Raw genomic sequence first — 20,960 nt, 5'->3', positions numbered from 1 at the left:
CTTTAGTTTTTAATAAATTTATGTAAATTTTTATTAAAAATTTTAATGTCAATTAACAGTTTATCATATAATATTGGTATATCAATTAGTTGTTCATTTTTAGCTGCTTTTTCTAGTTTTGAAGCAGTTTGATATGCAGTAATACTACCAATCATACTTAAAGAACCTTTTAATGTATGTGATATTATTTGTACTTCTTTTATATTATCTTCTTTTATTGCTTTTTTTAATTCTATTAGTTGTTCTTCTGCAAATATAAAATAAACTTCTGCCATTTCTTTTAAAATTTCCATACTGTTGTCAGCTCTAGATAAAGCATCTTTTTTATTTATAATTTCAATATCATCTTTTTCTATCCTTCTCTTTGCGAATATCTCTGTAATAGCTTTTGTTAGGTCTTTCTCATAAAATGGTTTTGATATATAAGCATCCATTCCTGCTTCAAGGCATTTTAATTTATCCTCATTAAATACAAGAGCAGTTAAGGCAATTATTGGAATATGTGTAGATAACTTTTTTTCTTTTTGTCTGATTATTTTTGTGGCTTCATATCCATCCATTTCTCTCATAGTAATATCCATAAATATAAGATCATAATGATTTGTTTCAAATGCTTTAACTGCTTCTATTCCATTAAGAACTGGGGTTACTTTGTGATTATTTTTCTCCAACATTAATGTTGCTACTTTTATATTTATTGGATCATCTTCTGCAAGTAATATATTCAAAGATTCTATTTTTTCTTGGAGTACATCTTTTTTATTTGAATTATTTCTTGTTTTAATTAATTTATATTCATCAAGTATTATATTTTCTATAGCTTCTCTAAGAGAAGGCCTTTTTACTGGTTTTAAAATATATTCTTTTATTCCAAGAGTTTTTAGTTCAGATATTTGCTCATTAATATTATTTGAGGTGAGCATAAGTATTATCTTAGAAATTGTATTAGAATCATTTTGTAAAGATTTTACGACTTCAAAGCCATTTTTATTTGGCATATTAGAATCTAATAGTATTAAATCATATTCATTTTTATGTACACATGATTTTTCAATTAGTTCTAAGGCTGTAAAACCATTATCTGATTCTTGTACATATATTCCCCAATTTATAAGAGTAGTCTTTATTGTTTGACGATTAGTTTTATTGTCATCAATAAGGAGTATTTTTATTTTATCACCATTTTCTTTTAATAAAATCTCTTGATTTTGATTTTGTATTTCTAATTTTACTTCAGTTTTTATTGTAAAACAAAAGATACTTCCACCTTTAGGGTTATCTTTTATATAGATATCTCCTCCCATTTTTTTAATTAAGTTTTTACATATTGGTAAACCAAGCCCTGTTCCTCCAAAGTTACGTGTTGTTGAAGAGTCAGCTTGTGAAAAGTATTCAAATATTATCTCTTTTTTATTTTCTGGGATACCAATTCCTGTATCAAAGATACAAAACTCTAAAATAAGTCCATCTATGTCGTTATTATTAGTTTTTACATCTAAAAAAACTTCTCCACTTTTTGTAAATTTTATTGCATTTGCTAGTAAGTTATTTAGTACTTGTCTTAATCTCATAGAATCACCAGTTATAAATACTGGAACAGAGTCTGCTATTTGATATATTAGTTCCAAATTGCTTTCATGTGCTTTTACTGCCATTAAGGAGCAAGTTTCTTCTACTAACTCATAAAAATTAAAAGAATTCATTTCTAGATTAAAATGTTTAGATTCTATTTTTGATAAATCAAGTATATCATTGATGATATTAAGTAGGTTATTAGATGCATTTTGAAAAATATTTACATATTCATGTTGTTCTTTAGATAGTTTGGTTTTTGATAAAATATCTGCCATACCAATAATTGCATTCATTGGTGTACGTATTTCATGACTCATTGAAGCTAAAAATTCGCTTTTTGCTTTATCTGCATATTCAGCTTTTGCTTGCGCAATATCTGCTTTTTTTCTCAGTTGTTCTGAGATACGTATATTTTCATTTAATTCTTCTGTTCTTTGTATTACTTTTTTTCTAAGTATTCTATTCCAAATAATAATTGCAAAAATAAATAAGATAACAATAAATGCAATGAAAGCTATAATCTGTTCTTTTGAGGGTTTCCAAGGATCTTTTTTTAGTAATATCCATTTTGAGAAAATCTTATGTCTCTCTTCTTTTGTTATAGATTTAAGAGCTTTTGAAAGAATATTATTTAATATGGGTAAACTTTTTGGTGTAGATAATGATAAATTATAACTGTATCCTGCATCTCCTGCTATATGGATATTAGGTCTAACATCTTTTTCAATAATATGTGAAACCGTAGCTATACTACCAATAAATGCATACACTCCTTCATAAGATACTTTTTGTAAACCTTCTTCTGTACTTGAAACAAGTTCTAAGTTTATTTCTGGATATTCTCTTTCTATATATTCTTGTACAGCGTATCCTGATACTACAGCAACGGTTTTGTTTTTTAAATCATTCATATTTAGTTCACGAGCTTCTTTATTATTGACTACTATAACTGAAGGTAAAGTCAAATATGAATCTGTAAAAGATAGTTTCTCCGCTCTTCTTGGTGTTTTTGCGATGGCAGTTACAATATCTATCTCTTTATTATATGCTTTTTTTAGAATACTATCCCAATTTTCCATTCTTAAAATATGAAATTTAATACCTAGCTTTTTTTCAATTATTGCTATATATTCAGCAGCCATACCTGAATATTTTCCATCTTTATTAAAAAATTCTACAGGTGCCCAATTTGAATCTGGTGCAGCTGTTATAATAGGATGTTTTTTAAGCCATATTTTTTCTTCATCCGTAAGTGATACAGAAGCACTTTCAGCTTTTATAGGTTCATATGTAACAGAAATCCATTTACGAAGTAGTTCTTTTCTCTCTTGTACACTAATAGAAGATAATGCCTTTTCTAGTAAGGTATTTAATATTGGCCAATCATTTCTTGATGCAAAGGACAATTCATATGTAAATCCCGTATCTCCATCCATTCTAAGATTTGTGATATTTGATTTTTCTATGGCATGACTTGCTGTTGCTACATTAATAACTGTTGCATATACTTCTCCTGTTGAAACACTTTGTAGTAAAGACTCAATATTTGTTTTAAATACTAGTTTAATATTTGGATAATATTTTCTAATATAATCATTTATAGCAAACCCTTCAATTGTTCCAAGTGTTCGGTCATATAGTTGTACAATAGATTCTATTTTTGGATTATTCTTACGAGTAATAATTAAATCAGAAAACTTCGAATACGGAGATGTATATGACATATATTTTTGACGTTCTTTTGTTTTTGCCGCAACGACTACCATATCTGCAGTTTTATTTTTTACTGAGTCAAGGGATTCATTCCAGCTTTTACTTAATGTAAATTCAAATTTAATACCTAGCTTTTTTTCAATAATTGATAAATAGTCATTTGCAAGACCTTGTGATTGTTCATTTCTATCTGTATATTGGAATGGAGCATAATCAGGATCCGGAGCAACACGTATAATAGGATGTTTATCTATCCAATCTCGTTCTTCTTTATTTAAAACTATTTTATTTGGTTTTAAATCTTGAGAGTAAGAAAACATAATCCAATTACTAAAGATTTGAGTGTATGTTCCATCTACTTTAATATTATCAAGGGTATTTTGCCATTTTATTATTGTTTCATCAGGAGTATTTTTATTAAAAGCTAGATACATATAGTATCTTTTTACATCAAGAACTTTTTCTATTTCATTAGAGAGACCAGTTTCTCTAATCATATGCTCCCCTGTTACTTCATTTATAATCCATAAATCAATCTCTCCACGGGATAACTTTTGTAGGTTTAGTTTATTGTCTAATACTGAATCAAGATTAGTAAATCCTTCTTTACTTAGTATCTGTTCTCCTGAATCATCTTTATATACACCAATTTTTTGAACTTTTTTTGCATCCATTAATGTTTTTATGGCTCTATTAGTTCCTTTTTTAGCAAATAAAACTATGTTATTTGGAACAAGAGGTCCCACCCATTTAAATAATTCTTCTCTCTCTTTTGTTCTTGTAGTAGAAAAAAGCATTGTATTTTTATTTTTTAAAACATGATTATATGCTTTTGTCCATGGAACTATTTTTATAGTGTGGTTTTGTTTTAATCTTTTTAGAATTTCTTGAGTGATCTCTGTTGATATTCCTACTGGTTTATCATTGTAATTATAGTTATAAGGAGGGAACTCTTCTGTTAGTATTTCAATCTCTTGTGCAGAAGATAATATAGGTATTAAAAACCAAAATATAAAGAAAAATTTGATTAAGAAGTTGAAGTAAAACATCTTTCGTTTTAGTTTACAACCAATGTATACCCTCTACCAAAATTAGTTTGGATAGGGAGTAACGGGTTCTTTTTACGTAAATTACTTATATGATCTCTAATCGTAGAATCTGAGACTTTTTTATCTTTCCATGTGTCATCTCTAATCATATCAATAGATAAATTAATATTTTTATTTCTTATGAAAATATCAAGCATCTTTTTTTCTGTCATAGATAGTGCAACAGGAGTCTTTTTTAAGAACAATTCTTTTAAATCATAATCATAATATAACTCTTCTGAAAAAATAAGATGTTTTTTTTCTATATTTTTTTTTGGTTTATAATTTTGTTTTTGAAATTTTTGTTTTGCAAGTGTGATTGCTATTTTTACATCTTCTTCTTTTATAGGTTTTATAAGATAGTTTGTAGGGTTAGTTGATAGTGCTTCATCTAAAATATCTTGCTCACTGTATGAACTTACATATATAACTGATAAATCTTGATTAGAGTTTTTTTTAATAACACTAATACCATCAAGTGGGCCTTTAATATTTATATCCATAAATACAATATTAGGCTTTTCTTTATTGATAGTGCTTAAAGCACTCTCTCCATCTTTACAAATACCTACAACTATATGACCCATGTTTTCAATAACACGTTTGATAAACATAGTAATAAGAGGTTCGTCATCTACAATAAGAATTCTAAGGTTTTTGTTATTCAAAATCATCCCATAAAGTTTGTTTTTTACTATTATATTCTTACTTATCTTATCAAAAATCTTCTTTAATTTATATACTAATACACGATAGCCGACAACTTTCCGATAAGCCTAGGTTACTATCTTATTATAAAAAGATAGACAAAGGTCATATTATGAAAACAATAAAAAATAGAAGATTACTATTAAGTATTGTAACAAGTTCCCTGCTTATAGTAAACTCTGCATATGCAGCTAATGGGGAAATAGAAGTACTGGACGCTATAAGTAGTGGAACTACAGTTAGTCATGCATATGGAGTAAGTGCTGATGGGAGTATTGTTGTTGGTGATTCATATGATGGGGGTTATAAAGCTGTTACTTGGACAGATGCTAGTGGTATTGTAAGTTTGGGCACTTTAGGTGGAAACACAAGTCATGGAAATGGGATTAGTGATGATGGAAGTGTAATTGTTGGACAAAGTAATTTATTAAGTGGAGAATATCGTGCATTTCGCTGGACACAAGCTGGTGGTATGGTAGATTTAGGAGTATTAACTGGTGGGAATTATAGTGATGCAAATGCAGTAAGTGGAGATGGTTTAACTGTAGTTGGAAGTAGTGAAAGTAGTGATAGTGGTGCTTATACTGAATCTTTTCGTTGGACAGCAGGTACTGGAATGGTCTCATTAGGAACACTTCCAGGGGGTATTAATCAAGGTGAAGCATGGGGAGTGAATAGTGATGGTACGGTTATTGTAGGACAGTCATTAAATGCAAGTAATAATAAGGAAGCTTATCGATGGACAGCAGGTTCAGGAATGGTTGGTTTGGGTTATTTATCGGGTGGTTCAAACTATAGTGAAGCTTATGATGTAAGTGCTGATGGTTCTATAGTTATTGGAGAATCAGATAACGGGAGTGTAACTGAAGCCTTTCGTTGGGAAGGGGGTACTATGACTGGTTTAGGTTTTTTAAGTGGTTCCTTTGCTAGTTCCGCAAGGGGAACAAATAGTGATGGAACAGTTATTGTAGGCTATCTTGAAGATAGTGATGGTGATACAAATGGAGCTTTTAGATGGACAGCTTCTACTGGTATGCAATCACTTTCAGATTGGTTAAAAATAGATTTATCTTCTTGGAGTGAAATGTCTGCTTCTGATGTGAGTGATGATGGAACTATTATTGTTGGAGATGGAGTAATTTCTGGGAAAAAAGAGGCCTTTATTGCAAGAGAAGTAAGCGGAATAATAGGAACAACATCCTTTAGTGAGTCTTTACAAAGTGCAGGCTCAATAGGTTCACAAGGAGTATCTTTATCAAATACAATAATGCATGGGGCTCATGGACACCCAGGTTCACAGCGAGCAGTGGACTCAAAAAGAATTTTATGGATTGCAGGTGATTTAGCTTATGATAACCGTGATGATAGTAATGATGATTCACATATTGCAGAAGTAGGACTTGGGTACAAATATAATGATGATGTGTCATTTAGTGTAGCCTTGGGAAAAACATGGACTAAAAACTCTCTTCTTTATAATGGGAGAAGTAAAGGTCATGGTAAATATATTGCAGTTGATATGGATGTAAAATTACCAACAACTTTACCTCTTTATACAACGGTGACTTTGTTACATGGAACAAGTGATGTAGAGGTAAAACGTGGTTATGATAATGGTGGAATAAATGATGCTTCATATGGTGATACAGAACAAACTATCAATGCTTTGCGTGCACGTTTACAATTACAAAATGCTAATACAATAGTAGATATTGCTATTCATCCTTATATAGAATATAACATAGTAAAAGTAAAAACAGATGGTTATACAGAAACAGGAGGAGGTTTCCCTGTTAGCTATGATAAAAATAAAGAGAGTATTCAAGATTGGCGAATAGGTATAGATGGAGATTATAATATAAATAAAAATAACCGTATTATAGGAACACTCGAAGGAGTTCATCGTATAGAGGAGTCAGGAAGTTCTTCAACTGGTCAAATTATAGGACTTTCATCATTTGATGTTGAAGGGAAAAGTTATGATCAAAATTGGTTACGTGGAACAATAGGTTTAGAACACACTTTAGAAAGTGGAAAGTTTACAGTAACTTTAAATGGTTCAACTGAAGGAGAAGACCCTCAGTATTGGGTTGGACTTAATTATACAATAGCATTTTAATATAAAGAAATAATATTAGGGCATATTTGAAAGTTTTAAGGAAGTATAATGAAAATTTTAATAGCAGATGATGATCCTGTAATAAGAAAGCAATTAGAACTATCCTTATCTAAAAATGGATATGAGGTTATTCAATGTAAAAATGGTTTAGAAGGTTTAGAAATAGCCAAATCTATTGATTCTCCAAGCCTAATGTTATTTGATTGGTCAATGCCTGGATTAACAGGATTAGAATTATGTAAACAAATTAGAACTTTTAAAAGAGAACCTGAGCCTTATATTCTTCTTTTGACATCTAAAAATGATACAAATGATGTTATTGAAGGATTAGATTCTGGAGCTAATGATTATATTACTAAACCTTTTTATCCACATGAATTACAAGCAAGGTTAAAAATAGGACTAAAATCCATAAAACTTCAATTAGAATTAATAAAAGCGAGAAATATGCTTGCAATTGAAGCAAATCATGATTATTTAACTGGTATTTTAAACCGTAGAGCGGTTATGAAAGCATTTGAACTTGAAATAGAACGTTATAAAAGAGATGATAAGAGTTCTTCTCTTGCTCTTTTTGATTTAGACTTTTTTAAAAAAGTAAATGATACTTACGGTCATGTAGTAGGGGATGAAGTGCTATGTGAAATAACAAAAAAAACTAGCTCAGTATTAAGACCATATGATAGTTTTGGTAGATATGGAGGAGAAGAGTTTTTATTAATTTTGCCTGATTGTAATGAAGAAGAAACATATATCATATGTGAAAGAATACGTAAACTTATATATGATTCAAAAATAAATACAAGTGTAGGATTAATATCTGTATCTATTTCTGTTGGAGCATGTGTATTTTCCTCAAATAAAAATTGTTCTATAGAAGAGCTTGTAAAAATTGCTGATGATAATTTGTATGAAGCTAAAGAACAAGGACGTAACTGTGTGAGGTTTAGTAAATTTTAGTTTTATACAGTAGCGTTTTAGACGCTACTGTAATAGGTTGATTTAATAATTATATTATTATGAAACAGTTTCTAACTTATCTTGCTTTTCATTAAAGTTATCAATAATAACAGCACAAGCTGCATCACCTGTAATATTTAAAGCAGTTCTTGCCATATCAAAAATTCTATCAAGAGCAAAAAGTAATGGTAATCCTTCAATAGGAATTCCAGCTGCAAGTAATACTGCTACAACTAAGAAAGAAGGACCAGGAACTCCTGCTTGTCCAATTGCACCAATTGTTGCAGTGAAAATAATAGCCATATATCCTGCAAATCCTAAGTCTATATTATAAACTTGTGCAAAGAAAACAGCTACTAGACCATAATAGATTGCATTTCCACTCATGTTAATTGTAGCACCAAGTGGTAATACAAATGAAGATGTAGATTTTGAAACATTTAAATCTTCTTCACAAGTTTTCATTGTAACTGGTAGTGTTGCCATAGATGAAGCAGTTGAGAGAGCTACAACTTGAGGTTTTTTCATTGCAGAGATAAAATCACTAATAGTAGTTTTTGAGAATAATTTGATTAGAGTAGGATAAAAAACAAAACCATAAACTAATAAAGCTCCCATATATACAAAGAAAAGTTTTGTAACTAGTCCTAACATATCAAAACCATAAGTTCCAACTGAATCTGCCATAAGACCAAATACACCAATTGGAGCTAATTTCATTACAACCATTACCATCCAGATAAGTGCTTGGATTAGACCTTCTAATCCATTAATTAGTGGAGCACTTTTTTCTTTTGGAATTTTAGAAATAGCAATACCAAGGAATAGACAGAAAACTAAAATTTGTAAAATATTTGCATTCATTAGTGACTGGAAGATATTTGTTGGAATCATTCCTATGATAGTTTCCATAGCTCCTGGCAATGCACCTTTATCTGCATATTGATTAGAGAACATATGTGTAACACTACTTAAGTCAAGACCAACACCTGGTTTAAATATTTCACCAGCTAATAATGCAAGTGCAACTGCAACAGCAGATGTACCTAGGAAAAAGATTATAGTTCCAATTCCAACTTTTCCTGCACTTGGGCTATCACTTAAGTTTGCAGCTCCAGAGATGATAGATATAACAATTAATGGAATCACTAACATTTTAATTAAGTGAATAAAAATTGTACCTAAAGGTGCAAATATAGCCGCGTCTTTCCCCATAAAAAAACCTGCAGCTGTACCTAGAATCATTGCAATAATGATTTGAACACCTACATTTTTTAATAATGATTTTTCTTTCATTTATTATCCTTTCATATTTTTTTATTCTAATATTTCAAAGTGGCTTAAAAGTGTATATTTATTTTAAAATTTAAGAAATATTTAAATATTGAAGAGAATTTGTATAAAAAATTAAGAAGTTTTGTTATGAGAAATTTATAATTTTAAATTTCTCATAAAATTTTGTGCCATAATTGAACCAGTTTCTTTAAACACCATTGATGTTTCATTTTCATAAGTTTCATCAAGAGTTTTAAAAAATATTTCAAGCCATTTATAAAAAGTTTCTCTTTTTAAACCTTGTAGTTGTCTATGTGGTGCAAATGGCGAACCTATGTAAGAATGATGTCCTAAAGTAACAGAAGCCCAAAAATCAGATAGAAGTTCTATATGTTCTTGCCATTTTTTATTATTTATATCATTACCTAATATATCTATAAAAAATGGACCAACTTCATTATCTTTCATAATTTTTGTATAAAAGTTTATTACAAATTTGTGTATATTTTCTTCAGTAATATTTTTTTCTAACAAGAATAACCTTTATCCATACATAATTTGAGATAAAAATATAATAAGGATTACAGATAAAAATGGAAAAAGATGACTTGTAAATAAGAATGGATTTATTTTAAAGAATTTTTGATTAAATCCTCTAATTCCTAACCATAGACCAAAAAAGGCTTTAATACTTAATATAATTTGAAAACTACTTAACCCATCTTCAGATATTGGTCCAAAAACTTTACCTATAAGATAGATACCAGATGCAACTGCAACTAAAAGTGCCCAAGGAACAACTTTTCTAACATGCATCATAATAGCTTCTCTAGCTTTTGCAGTCTCTTCTGTTGTCAAAGTTTGTGACATTTTTGACATGAACATATTATCAACAAATAAAAACCCACCATAAATAAATACTGCGAAAAAATGAATTAAATGAACAATTGTAAATGTAATAGGAAATCCTTTTTAATTTTTTTGAAATATATAAAAATTTTGAAATAAATACCTTGATAAGGGTCAATATATATTTTATTATTCATTTCTTAAGATTTATTTTATATTTATAATTTATATTGGTGCTTAAATCATATTGAAATATTATTATAATAAATTTGAATATAAATTATTAAGTAATAATTATCGTCCTTTTGTTATTGAATTTAAATGTTAAAAGGAGTTTCTTATGTCAGATGAAAAAGATTTATCTTTCTATAATTTAAAAGAAAGAAAATGGTTGACAAGATTAGATAGAGGTTCTATTGTTGGGCATACAACATCAACTAACACAAAACTTTGGTTTAGGTTTAAAAAGAAAGGAAGATATCTTCTTATAATTTCAAAAATACCTTTAAAAGATGATGTGCTAAGAAAACCTAAAGAAACAGAAAATAAGTATAAAATTTTTAGTGAGAGCTTAAAAAAAGAAGTTTCTTTAGTCTATTCAGAAGAAGTTTTAGTAGATGGCAATACTGATTTTACTTATACTTTAGATACTTTTGAAAATGAATTAGTTGAATTGTCTGAAAATACAATCTATTATTATGGTGCATATAATCTAGTTGACAATTGTTGGGAAATAGGTATTGAAAATTCTCATTTTTTTAAAACAATGCCTAAAAATAAATCTACTAAATCTTGGGATATTACTTTTGGTCTTTATAGCTGTCATATGCCATTTGATCCTAAAGATGAATCTAAAGCAGATGCAAGTATGTGGGATTTAATGGAAAAAGAATTGAGATTCTCAGATGCGAAGTTTGTAATAGGTGGTGGAGATCAAGTATATTGCGATGGAGTTGATTATCTAAATATATGGAAATGGTTAAAAAAGATAAAAAAAGATAATCCTACCCTTGAACATATGTATTCTTGGTATAGAGATATATACAGAGGATATTGGGGTTTTCCTGGTGTAAAAGCTATCCATAGACAGTTTCCAAACTATATGACATGGGATGACCATGAAATAATGGATGGCTGGGGTTCTTATACAAAAAAAGAATTGTCAAATGAATTAGATACTATTTTTGAATGGGAAAATCAGAAAAAGAATTTAAAGCTTGCAAATAATATGTTTAAAGCTGCTTCTCATATTTATAAAGAGTATCAACATATTCATAATCCTAAGAGAAAAGATATACATGATTGTTATGATTATGATTTTACCTCTTGTGGTAGTGATTTTTTTGTTTTAGATATGAGAAGTAAAAGAGATTTTGAAGATGATTACACTATTTTGGGAAAGAAGCAACTAAAAAGATTTGAGAATTGGGCCAAAAATCTTAAAGATAGTACAAATAAAACACCAATCTTTGTTGTCTCTACTGTACCTATGGTACATTTAAAAGACTTTGTTAGTGATATTTTAGATTGGGTCTCAATTTTTGGTGCAAGAGATGATGTGAGAGATCATTGGGCTCATAAAAAGCATGGTAAAGAATTCTTGAAAATCTTAAATATTATCTTTGAACTTTCTAATAGTACGAAAAGACCCTTAGTTATTTTAAGTGGAGATGTTCATATTGGAGGAATTTTTAAACTTTTTAATGACAATAAAAAATATGCTAATGCAAAAGTTTTTCAATTAACTTCAAGTGCTATTACATATGCTGCCGTTGGACCACTCAAGATGAGCTTATTGGCAAAAGCAACAGCATCTTCTGGAAAAATAGGTAAAACAACTAAAAATAAACCTGATTTTAGATTTAAAAGACATTTGGTTTTCCCTCAACATAATTTTTCTTTAATAAATTATAAGTCTGATGAAGAACAGACATTAGAAATAAATGTTGAATTAGTTGGAAAATCTGATGATAATAGAGTTAAAGAGAGTATACGTGTAAATTTATTAGACATTTGAAAAGGATATTTTATGAAAAAAATTGTTTTACTATTTGTATTATTTTTTAGTTTAGTTGAGGCTTCAAATAATAATACATATAAGATAGAGTGGGAATTTGAAAACCCTTTTAGATTCTTTCAAAAAGTAGAAGATTATGAAAAAGTTAAAAGTGCATATGTAGATGTTTTAAAAGGTGTTGAATCTGGAAAATATGAAAATATTGGACTTGCTTTGGAGAAAGAACTTCAAAAATCAAATGATCAAGGTATAAATAGCTGGGCATCAACTTTTGCTACTAATTATAACTATAACAGTACTTGTTGGAATAGTAAAAGTATGCTTTATAATCATCCAGAATGTCAGGATTATATTAACCCTATAATTTATAAAATAAAATTTTGGGTAAAAAATGCTCCTATAAAATCTAAATGTGACTGGGAATATAATGGAAAAGTTTATAATGGACTATGTTCAAAAACTTTAATAGATATTGTTCCTAATCAGAATGAACATATAGTTAATGTAAAAATGAAAGTTAAAAATTTTGATTCAACTATTAAAATTGGAAAAATTAAGGATATTTTGGTTGTAGGATTAGGTGATTCATTTGGCTCAGGAGAAGGTAATCCAGATAAAACAGCAACAGTCACCGGTATAAAATCAAATAAAGATAAAATATTTGTAGATAAAAAATATTTACCTAGAAAAGATACAAAAGAGAGTTATGCTAAGTGGTTAGATAGAAGATGTCATAGGTCTTTATATTCTTATCAATTTAAAACGGCTTTACAACTAGCTTTAAAAAACCCTAAACAAGCTGTAACCTTTGTAAGTTTTTCTTGTACAGGTGCTACTACGGATAATATAATTGATAAAGTTAAATCTGCAAAAGAAAACCTTTCTTATGTTTATCCTAAAGATTTTGATAATGTTGAGTGGGCAGATGTTCTTGATAATAAAAAAAAGTTTAATAAAAGAATTTATAGTGTTGCTCCACAATTAGAATTATTAGATAAAACGTTAAAAGATAAAAGAAAAATAGATTTGATTCTTTTAAGTACTGGTGGAAATGATGTTGGTTTTGCAAAATATGTAATGAATGTATTAATTAATTATAAAATTGCAGATATTGTAGTTAATCATGCAAATCCACAAACAGAATATGAGGTGAAAAATAAGTTAGGGAAAAACTATAATAAGTTAGATAGAGTGATTAAGAAAAAATCTCTACTTGTTGATGATAATAAAAAAAGAATTATTTTAACAGGATATCCTAATATTTTAAATGATGAAAATGGAAATTTATGTAAAGAAGTAGAAAATAGTGTCTTTACAATTCCTTTTGGTGAGTCAAAAGGAATAAATCGTGCTTTAAAGCTTCAAAATATTGAACAATATTTACTAAAACCATTGTATTTTACACAAAAGGAATTGACTGAAATGCTTGGTTGGGGATTTATTGATAGTCATATTAAATTATATGATAAGCATGGTTTTTGTGCAAAAAAAGATGGAGACAAATATATTATTCCTTTTAAAGAGACTAAAGATGGTAAATGGAAAGGATTTCATCCTTCAGAATACTTAAAATATAATGAAAAACAAAGATGGGTAAATATTCCTTTAGATTCTATTTTAAAAATAAATATGACTAAAAAAACTATTTTTGGCGATGTAGATTTTGGATTTAGTGATGAAACAAGTGGTATCATGCATCCAACTGCTGAAGGTTTAGCTGCAACTGCAAATGAAAATGTAGATTTTATTTGTAAAAATGAATTAGTAAGTTGTAAATAATACTTTAATATTTAAAAAATTTGATATACTCACAAAAAAATTTGTGAGTATATTATGGCTGAATTAAATTATAAAAAAATTGGAAATGGTTCTCAAACTGTGATTATTATGCATGAATGGATGGGTGATCATACAAATTATGATGCTACAGTTCCATATTTGGATACAGAAAAACATACCTTTATTTTTGTTGATTTCAGAGGTTATGGGTTATCAAAAGATATAGAGGGTAAATTTGATTTATTTGAAGCTTGTAATGATATTAAAAATCTTATATTAAAACTTAGATTAAATAAATTTCATTTACTTGGTCACTCAATGTCTTCTTTAATAGCTCAAAGAATAGCTTTAGATTTACAAGAACAAGTAAAGACCTTGATTCTTATTACTCCTATACCTCCTATTGGTATAAAAATGACTCCTAGTGCAAAAGAGAAACTTCTTACAAATGTAAAAGAAGAAAATGGTGTAATAGAACAAGTAGTTGAGGGTGCTTCAAAAAGATACAATAAAATATGGAAAGATTATAGAAAAGAGCTTGCTCATAATTGTTCAACTTTAGAAGCAAAACTTGGTTACATGAATATGTATCTTTCAAATGATTTTTCAGAAGAAATTGAAGGTCTTGAAACAAAAGTTTGTATCATAGTTGGAAAGTATGACTTACCAGCTTTTCATAAAAATACAGTACAAAAACAGTTTGTAAAGTATTATCCAAATTTAGTGTTAGTAGAGTGTATGGAAGCTGGGCATTATCCTATGATAGAGTGTCCAGTGTTTTTTGCTAATCAATTAGAAAAATTTATAGGCTAATTTCACTTTAAATCTACGAAATTATTATAGGCTTTTTAAAATATTTTAGGAAATAACATAGGAAATAACAATGGAAGAAAAAAGTAGTTTTTTTAAATTTATATGGAGATTAAATTCTATAATTATATTAGCTATTGGAGTTTTAGGCTTAATAGTTTTGATATATGGTAGTTATGAGATTATTAAAAATAACACTTCAAAAAGAGCTGTATCTGGTATTGTAAATATAGAAAAAGATTCTAATTTAGATGAACATTATAAATTAGGGCAAAATAATAGAGTTTTTAATTCAAAGTATATAGTTATACCTTTGGTTTCTGTTCAAAACTATGAACAGTCATATTACTCTAAAAGTGCAAGTTCTATAAAAAATTATCTATTTACAAATATTGATAATACTAATTCCTCATGGTTATTTGATTCGAATAAAAACTTGATTTTAAATCTTTATCCTATTTCTAAAAAAAGATTAGAAGATAAAATTAAAGACACAAAAGCTTTAATGTATAAAATAGTTAGTAAAGACTCAAATAGTGATGGAAGATTAACTTATAAAGATAGGTTTACAATGGCATTTTCTGATATTGGTGGTAAAAATTATAGAGAAGTTTTAAGTGATATACAGAGCTTATCTTCTTGGAGTTTTGTCAATGATGATGAGGTGATAGTTTTATATCAGAAAAACAATACTATTTATAGTTCAAATATAGATTTAAAAGAGTTTAAAATATTAAATACTAAAACTATTCCAGAGATATAGTTTTAGTATTTTGCTTGTATTTCAATCAAGTGAAAACCAAATTGAGTATTAATAGGTCCAATGATTTTATTAAGTTGGCCATCTTTAGAAAAAATTACATTATCAAACTCTTTTACCATTTCACCTTTTGCAAAAGTTCCTAAACTGCCACCTCTTTTTCCAGATGGACATTTAGAGAACTTTTTTGCAGCTTTTTCAAATGTTATATCTTTTTTTATAAGCTCTTTTTTTAATTTTCTAGCTAATTTTTCATTATTTAATAATATATGTCTTGCTGTTGCTTTTGCCATTTAAATCCTTTACGAACCTGTATTATATCTTTCTATTTCTTTCACAGCCTCAACAGCAGCAGGAAGCAATGCTTCACTAAGTGCAGGATGAATGTATAACATCTCTTTTATATGCCTTATATCATTGTTTATATGCATTACAGCTAATACTTGATGCATCATAGTAGAACTTTCAGGTCCAATCATATGACATCCAAGTATTTCATAAGTATTTGGATTTACTATAAACTTTGTAACTGGATATTTAAGCCTTGTTGACATTGCTTTTGCACTTGCCAACCAGTTTGTAGTTGTTGTTACATATTCTATATTTTGTTCTTCTGCTTTTTGTTCAGTTATTCCTACACTTGCAATTTCTGGTTCTGTAAAAACAGCATGTGGCATATATTTAAAGTTTAGTGGTTCTTTACAATCTTCAAGTAATATTCTACCTAAATGGTTTACTTCGTAAGCAGCTGCATGTTGTAACATATGTTCTCCTGCTGCATCTCCAACTACATAAACTCCTTTTGCAGAAGTTTCAAAAAATTCATCTCTTTGTATAAATCCTCTTTCATTTATATCTATTGTTGTATTTTCTAAATGAAGACTTCCCGAGTTTGATTTTCTTCCCGTTGCATAAAGTAAGGCTTCACTTGTATATTCTATAAGACCTTTTGATTTACTATCTAAAGTTAATTCAAATTTATTATCTTTATATTCTACATTTTGAATAGTTGTATCAAATTCAATATCAACACTTTTTGTAAACTCTTCTTTAAAAATTGCTGATATATCTTTATCTTCATTTCCTAAAATTCTTTGACTTCTTGATAAGAGTTTTGTTTCAATTCCAAGTGCTGAAAAAAAGTTTGCAAGTTCACAGGCTATAAACCCTGAACCTACTATTGTTATTGATTTAGGAATATTTCCTTTTAATGGAAAAATGTCATCACTTGTCCAAGCTTTTTCATGTCCAGCTTTAATTGGTTTTGTACCAGTTGCAATGACAATTTTAGGTGCGGTTAATTCATCATCATTTACTTTTACAATATTATTAGAAAGAAATGAACCCGTTCCTCTAAATATTTCTACATTTTCATTAAATCTACTCTCATATCTTGAATCTATTTTTGAAACATAGTTATTAGTCTCTTCAAATATTTTTTCTACATCTATATTATTTATTGAAGAATCTATAAAATGTCTGTCAGATTCTTTTATAGCTCTTGCTACATGGGCATAACCAATAAGTAGTTTAGAAGGAACACAACCTCTATTTGGACAAGTTCCACCTAAAGTAGATTTTTCAACAAGTGCAACTTTTAAACCTTTTTTGCCAGCTGTTACCGCAAGATTACTTGCTCTTCCCCCACCAATGATTATTAAATCGAATTTTTTCATTTTATAGCCTTTTTAAATTGATTGAATAGTATATACTATAAATATTTATTGTTTGTGTATAAATATTTGGAAGTTACAAATTTGAATATTTTTTAGATTATGTAACTTTGGAAAAGAAAAATAGTTGCGAAGCTAGTAATATAAAAACAATAGCAAAGATAGTAATAGTTTTATTAAGATATCAAAAAAACAAAAAGTGAGTTATAATAGAAGGAGTAGTTTTAAAAGATTTTATAATAAAGTGAAAAACATGAATATTATATAATAAAAGCTATGAAAGAGATTAACAAAAAACTTGGAGTATTAAACTTTAAAGAAATTGTAAAAAATTTAAAAATAAATTTGATAATGAAATACAAAAAATTATAAAAAAATATAATAAAAATACGAAGCATAAATATAATCTTAATGCAAATATTGACAGTTACCTGTAATATTAAGAAAGATTAGATAAGTTTTGTTATAATTATTAAAATTATAAAATAAGGAATACAATGAAAAAAGTAATTGTTTTATGTTTTTTACTTTTGATACCTTTTAGTGTATCTGCAAAAGTAAAAGTTGAAAAAAGAATTAAGTATTATGATATTTATCCTAAATCGAAGAAAGATATTAAAACTCAGTTATTAAGTAAAAGTCCGATAAAGAAATCAGGTGAAAAACTTTATGCTGATACAGTATGGGAAGTTAATACAAGTTATGAATATAAAGGAAAATGTAGAGTTACAAAAGTTTATGTTGATTTAAATATTAAGACAATATTACCTAGGTTAACTCCTAAGAAGAGTGTAAAGTTTAGTGTAAAAAATCCTTTTTCAAAGTTTGAAAGAAAACTTATCTCATATCAAAAAAAGCATGAAAAATTTGCAGTACAAGCAGCGAAAGAAATTGAAAAGAAATTACTATCTTATGGCTCTCCTCGTGATTGTGATAAATTTAGAAAGCAAATAAGAGTAGACAAAAAGAAAATTATAAAAAAGTATAGAAAGAAAAGTAAAGAATATGATAAAAAAACAGATTATGGTCGAAAAAAGGGCGTAAAAATATAATAAAAAACCAGGAGTTTTATTATGATGAAATATATATTTACTTTTTTTGTATTCAAATCTTTTCTTTTTGCGCAAACAATTTTTACTTTTCAAAGTGAAGGTATGAATGTTAATTTAGAAAAGCTTGCTTCAAATTTGAATGTTCCTTGGGGTATGACTTTTATTTCAAATTCTGAACTTCTAATTACCCAAAAGAGTGGTAAGATTGTTGTTTTAAATACTGATACTAAGAAACTACAAAATATAATTAATACACCAAATATTTTGTATGATGGGCAAGGTGGGCTTTTAGATGTTCAAGCTTCGCCTTTTTTTATAAGTGATTCCATTTTATATTTTACTTATGTTAAAGAGATAAAAGGTGAGGGTGTAACGACACTTGCAAAAGCAAAGTTAAAAGATAATAGTTTGATTGAATGGAGAGATTTATTAATTACAAAATCAGCTACAGATACAACTAGGCACTTTGGAAGTAGAATTGCCTTTGATGAAGAGGATCATATCTATTTTTCTATTGGGGATAGAGGAGTAAGAAAAAACTCTCAAGATTTATCTAATCATGCTGGGTCTATTATAAGATTAAATTTAGATGGAACAATTCCTAAAGATAATCCTTTTATAAATCAAAAAGAAAAACTAGCTGAAATCTACAGTTATGGACATAGAAATCCTCAAGGGCTTTTTTATGATAAAGAAAGCAAAAAGCTTTGGAGTATTGAGCATGGACCAAGAGGTGGGGATGAGATAAATCTTATTGAAAAAGGCTTAAATTATGGTTGGCCTGTTATTTCTTATGGAAAAGAGTATTGGAATCCTCTTCCTGTTGGTGAAGGTACTCATAAAAAAGGGATGATTCAACCAAAAAAAGTGTATATACCTTCTATAGCTCCTAGTTCTTTGATAGTTTATAGTGGTGATACTTTTCCTAAATGGAAAGGTGATATTTTTTCTGGTGCATTAAAACTAAGACATCTAAATCGTGTAGTTTTTGATAAATACAATAAAGAAATAAAAGAAGAAAGACTTCTTGAAGAGTTAGGAGAAAGAATAAGAAATGTTATCCAATCTCCAAAGGGGAATTTAGTTATTTCAACTGATAGTGGAAATATCTATAAGCTTGTACCTTCAAGCAGAAACTAAACTATACAGATCCTTCTAGATTTTTAGGAGTACATTTTTTACTTATCATACAAGTAGGACAAAAGTCAGCTAGTCCAGCAAGTAAGGGTAAAACACCTAAATAAAACCATGCGTTTCCAGTATAAATACCAACTGCAATAAGTACAAGTCCAAGTACAATTCTAAAAGGTCTACAAAAAGCTCTAATCTTATCAAAAATATTCATTTATAAGTTTCCTTTATAATTTTTCATAATTATATCTTATAAAACTTAGCTTTTTTTTAATAAAAAAAACTAGCTCTTTCATAGTAAATTATAAAATTTTTAATAACTTGCATTCTTATTGCTACAGTTACTTGGTATAATCTTTTTAAATTATCAATTATGTTAAGGATTTAAATGAGTAATAGGAATATAAAAGAAGAATTTGCCAAAGTTATATTAAATGCAAAAATAGCTGCTGGTATCTTTTTTATACTTTTAACGCCAAGTATTGTAATGATTATAAAAGATAGGACTGAAGTATTTGGACAAGACCAAGATTTTTGGTTTAGAGCAGGTATTGCTGGATTTGTGCTATATATGGGATTTACTATTTTTATGTGGAAGTGTCCTAAGTGCGGAAAGTTTCCTGGACGAGGATGGTTTAGAAAAGAGTGTCAAAGTTGTGGAGTGGAATTAAGTTAATTCCATCTTCACTTTTGTTTTGACATTTATTTCTTTATGATTTATATCTGATTGATAGACTAAAACTTCAACTCCTAAATCCATAACTTCTTTAAATGTTTCAGCATACTTTTTATCTATTTCATGTGCTAATCTAAAAGATGCTTTATCAGTTCTTTGAATAACGTATAACATCACAGCCCTATGTCCTTGTTGAACCATATCTCTTAATTCATTTAGATGTTTTGTTCCTCTACTTGTAACAGCATCTGGAAAGGCTAGTTTATCATCTATTTTTAAACTTACACTTTTAATTTCAACATAACATTTTTCATCTTCTTTTTCTAGTAGTATATCGATTCTACTGTTTTGTCCATATTTTTGTTCAGGTTTTAAAGATGTGTAACCTTGAAGTTCTTCTATCGTACCATTTTCAACTGCTTCTATTGCAATTTTATTTGCAACTCCTGTATTTGTACAGATTAGATTTTCACCTATTTTAGTTAGCTCTAGAGTATATTTTAATTTTCGTTTTGGATTGTCATGAAAAGTTACCCATACTGGACAATTCTCTTCTATACATGAAGTCATAGCTCCACTATTTGGTACATGAGCAGTAATTTCTTCGCCATTTTCTAATATAATATCTGCTAAAAATCTTTTATATCTTTTTACTAATTTCCCAGCAATAAGTTCTTGAAATTTCATTTATAACCTTAAAATAATAATAGCAGTATGATACTATGCTTAACTTTTAAATATATAAAGAGTTTGAGTTAAAGCAGAATAGAGTAAT

Annotated in this window: 18 protein-coding genes; 9 read left to right on the top strand and 9 right to left on the bottom strand. The window is 28.1% G+C overall.

Features of this window, described 5'->3' with window-relative positions; genetic code table 11:
- Positions 1-2: 2 nt before the first annotated feature.
- Entirely contained in the window at positions 3-4,337 is a 4,335-nt protein-coding gene (locus BT997_RS07670) for a transporter substrate-binding domain-containing protein (protein WP_072680846.1), read from the bottom strand.
- 8 nt (positions 4,338-4,345) lie between these two features.
- Complete coding sequence (locus BT997_RS07665; protein WP_072680845.1) at positions 4,346-5,044, bottom strand: response regulator; 699 nt, start codon at positions 5,042-5,044, stop codon at positions 4,346-4,348.
- Positions 5,045-5,196: 152 nt separating this feature from the next.
- On the opposite strand from BT997_RS07665, the gene BT997_RS07660 reads away from it, so the two are divergent.
- Both BT997_RS07660 and BT997_RS07655 read left to right on the top strand, forming a co-directional pair.
- Positions 5,197-7,203: an autotransporter domain-containing protein gene (locus BT997_RS07660; RefSeq protein WP_072680844.1), complete on the top strand. Its 2,007-nt coding sequence runs from the start codon at positions 5,197-5,199 to the stop codon at positions 7,201-7,203.
- Between the two features lie 48 nt (positions 7,204-7,251).
- Positions 7,252-8,163 (top strand): diguanylate cyclase, encoded by a 912-nt coding sequence (locus BT997_RS07655; protein ID WP_072680843.1) that lies wholly within the window; start codon positions 7,252-7,254, stop codon positions 8,161-8,163.
- 57 nt (positions 8,164-8,220) lie between these two features.
- Here the strand turns inward: BT997_RS07655 and BT997_RS07650 are convergent, their stop codons facing one another.
- From BT997_RS07650 to BT997_RS07640, 3 genes are all read right to left on the bottom strand, one after another.
- A complete protein-coding gene (locus tag BT997_RS07650) occupies positions 8,221-9,459 on the bottom strand; it encodes a dicarboxylate/amino acid:cation symporter (RefSeq protein WP_072680842.1) in 1,239 nt (412 codons plus the stop codon).
- Positions 9,460-9,594: 135 nt separating this feature from the next.
- On the bottom strand, positions 9,595-9,972 hold the full coding sequence (locus tag BT997_RS07645) for a group III truncated hemoglobin (RefSeq protein ID WP_072680841.1): 378 nt from the start codon (positions 9,970-9,972) through the stop codon (positions 9,595-9,597).
- A 9-nt stretch (positions 9,973-9,981) separates the two neighbouring features.
- A complete protein-coding gene (locus tag BT997_RS07640; RefSeq protein WP_258239449.1) occupies positions 9,982-10,317 on the bottom strand; it encodes a hypothetical protein in 336 nt (111 codons plus the stop codon).
- 310 nt (positions 10,318-10,627) lie between these two features.
- On the opposite strand from BT997_RS07640, the gene BT997_RS07635 reads away from it, so the two are divergent.
- The 4 genes from BT997_RS07635 to BT997_RS07620 all read left to right on the top strand — a co-directional run bounded on the left by BT997_RS07635 (position 10,628) and on the right by BT997_RS07620 (position 15,656).
- Positions 10,628-12,304 (top strand): alkaline phosphatase D family protein, encoded by a 1,677-nt coding sequence (locus tag BT997_RS07635; RefSeq protein ID WP_072680840.1) that lies wholly within the window; start codon positions 10,628-10,630, stop codon positions 12,302-12,304.
- A gap of 12 nt (positions 12,305-12,316) precedes the next feature.
- Positions 12,317-14,083, top strand: coding sequence for a hypothetical protein (locus tag BT997_RS07630; RefSeq protein WP_072680839.1), 1,767 nt, complete (start codon positions 12,317-12,319; stop codon positions 14,081-14,083).
- A 54-nt stretch (positions 14,084-14,137) separates the two neighbouring features.
- Positions 14,138-14,896, top strand: a complete 759-nt coding sequence (locus BT997_RS07625; protein WP_072680838.1) for an alpha/beta fold hydrolase — start codon at positions 14,138-14,140, stop codon at positions 14,894-14,896.
- A 70-nt stretch (positions 14,897-14,966) separates the two neighbouring features.
- Positions 14,967-15,656, top strand: coding sequence for a hypothetical protein (locus tag BT997_RS07620; protein WP_072680837.1), 690 nt, complete (start codon positions 14,967-14,969; stop codon positions 15,654-15,656).
- Between the two features lie 2 nt (positions 15,657-15,658).
- Here BT997_RS07620 and BT997_RS07615 read toward each other — a convergent pair whose 3' ends face one another.
- Positions 15,659-15,946, bottom strand: coding sequence for a peptidylprolyl isomerase (locus BT997_RS07615; protein ID WP_072680836.1), 288 nt, complete (start codon positions 15,944-15,946; stop codon positions 15,659-15,661).
- A gap of 9 nt (positions 15,947-15,955) precedes the next feature.
- Positions 15,956-17,329 carry an NAD(P)/FAD-dependent oxidoreductase gene (locus BT997_RS07610; protein WP_072680835.1) on the bottom strand — a complete coding sequence of 458 codons (1,374 nt, stop codon included), beginning with the start codon at positions 17,327-17,329 and terminating at the stop codon, positions 15,956-15,958.
- A 494-nt stretch (positions 17,330-17,823) separates the two neighbouring features.
- Here BT997_RS07610 and BT997_RS07605 point away from each other — a divergent pair, with 494 nt between their 5' ends.
- A complete protein-coding gene (locus BT997_RS07605) occupies positions 17,824-18,378 on the top strand; it encodes a DUF922 domain-containing protein (RefSeq protein WP_072680834.1) in 555 nt (184 codons plus the stop codon).
- A gap of 21 nt (positions 18,379-18,399) precedes the next feature.
- A complete protein-coding gene (locus BT997_RS07600; RefSeq protein WP_258239448.1) occupies positions 18,400-19,518 on the top strand; it encodes a PQQ-dependent sugar dehydrogenase in 1,119 nt (372 codons plus the stop codon).
- Position 19,519: 1 nt separating this feature from the next.
- On the opposite strand, the gene BT997_RS07595 is transcribed toward BT997_RS07600, so the two are convergent.
- On the bottom strand, positions 19,520-19,723 hold the full coding sequence (locus tag BT997_RS07595; RefSeq protein ID WP_072680833.1) for a YgaP-like transmembrane domain: 204 nt from the start codon (positions 19,721-19,723) through the stop codon (positions 19,520-19,522).
- 174 nt (positions 19,724-19,897) lie between these two features.
- On the opposite strand from BT997_RS07595, the gene BT997_RS07590 reads away from it, so the two are divergent.
- On the top strand, positions 19,898-20,185 hold the full coding sequence (locus BT997_RS07590) for a hypothetical protein (protein ID WP_072680832.1): 288 nt from the start codon (positions 19,898-19,900) through the stop codon (positions 20,183-20,185).
- Here BT997_RS07590 and sfsA read toward each other — a convergent pair.
- Positions 20,177-20,872 carry a DNA/RNA nuclease SfsA gene (gene sfsA, locus BT997_RS07585; RefSeq protein WP_072680831.1) on the bottom strand — a complete coding sequence of 232 codons (696 nt, stop codon included), beginning with the start codon at positions 20,870-20,872 and terminating at the stop codon, positions 20,177-20,179. The genes BT997_RS07590 and sfsA overlap by 9 nt on opposite strands.
- Between the last annotated feature and the right edge of the window lie 88 nt (positions 20,873-20,960).

This window comes from Arcobacter sp. LA11, assembly GCF_001895145.1.
In the GTDB taxonomy this organism is placed as follows: domain Bacteria; phylum Campylobacterota; class Campylobacteria; order Campylobacterales; family Arcobacteraceae; genus Halarcobacter.
This window is presented reverse-complemented; position numbering and strand designations above follow the sequence as displayed.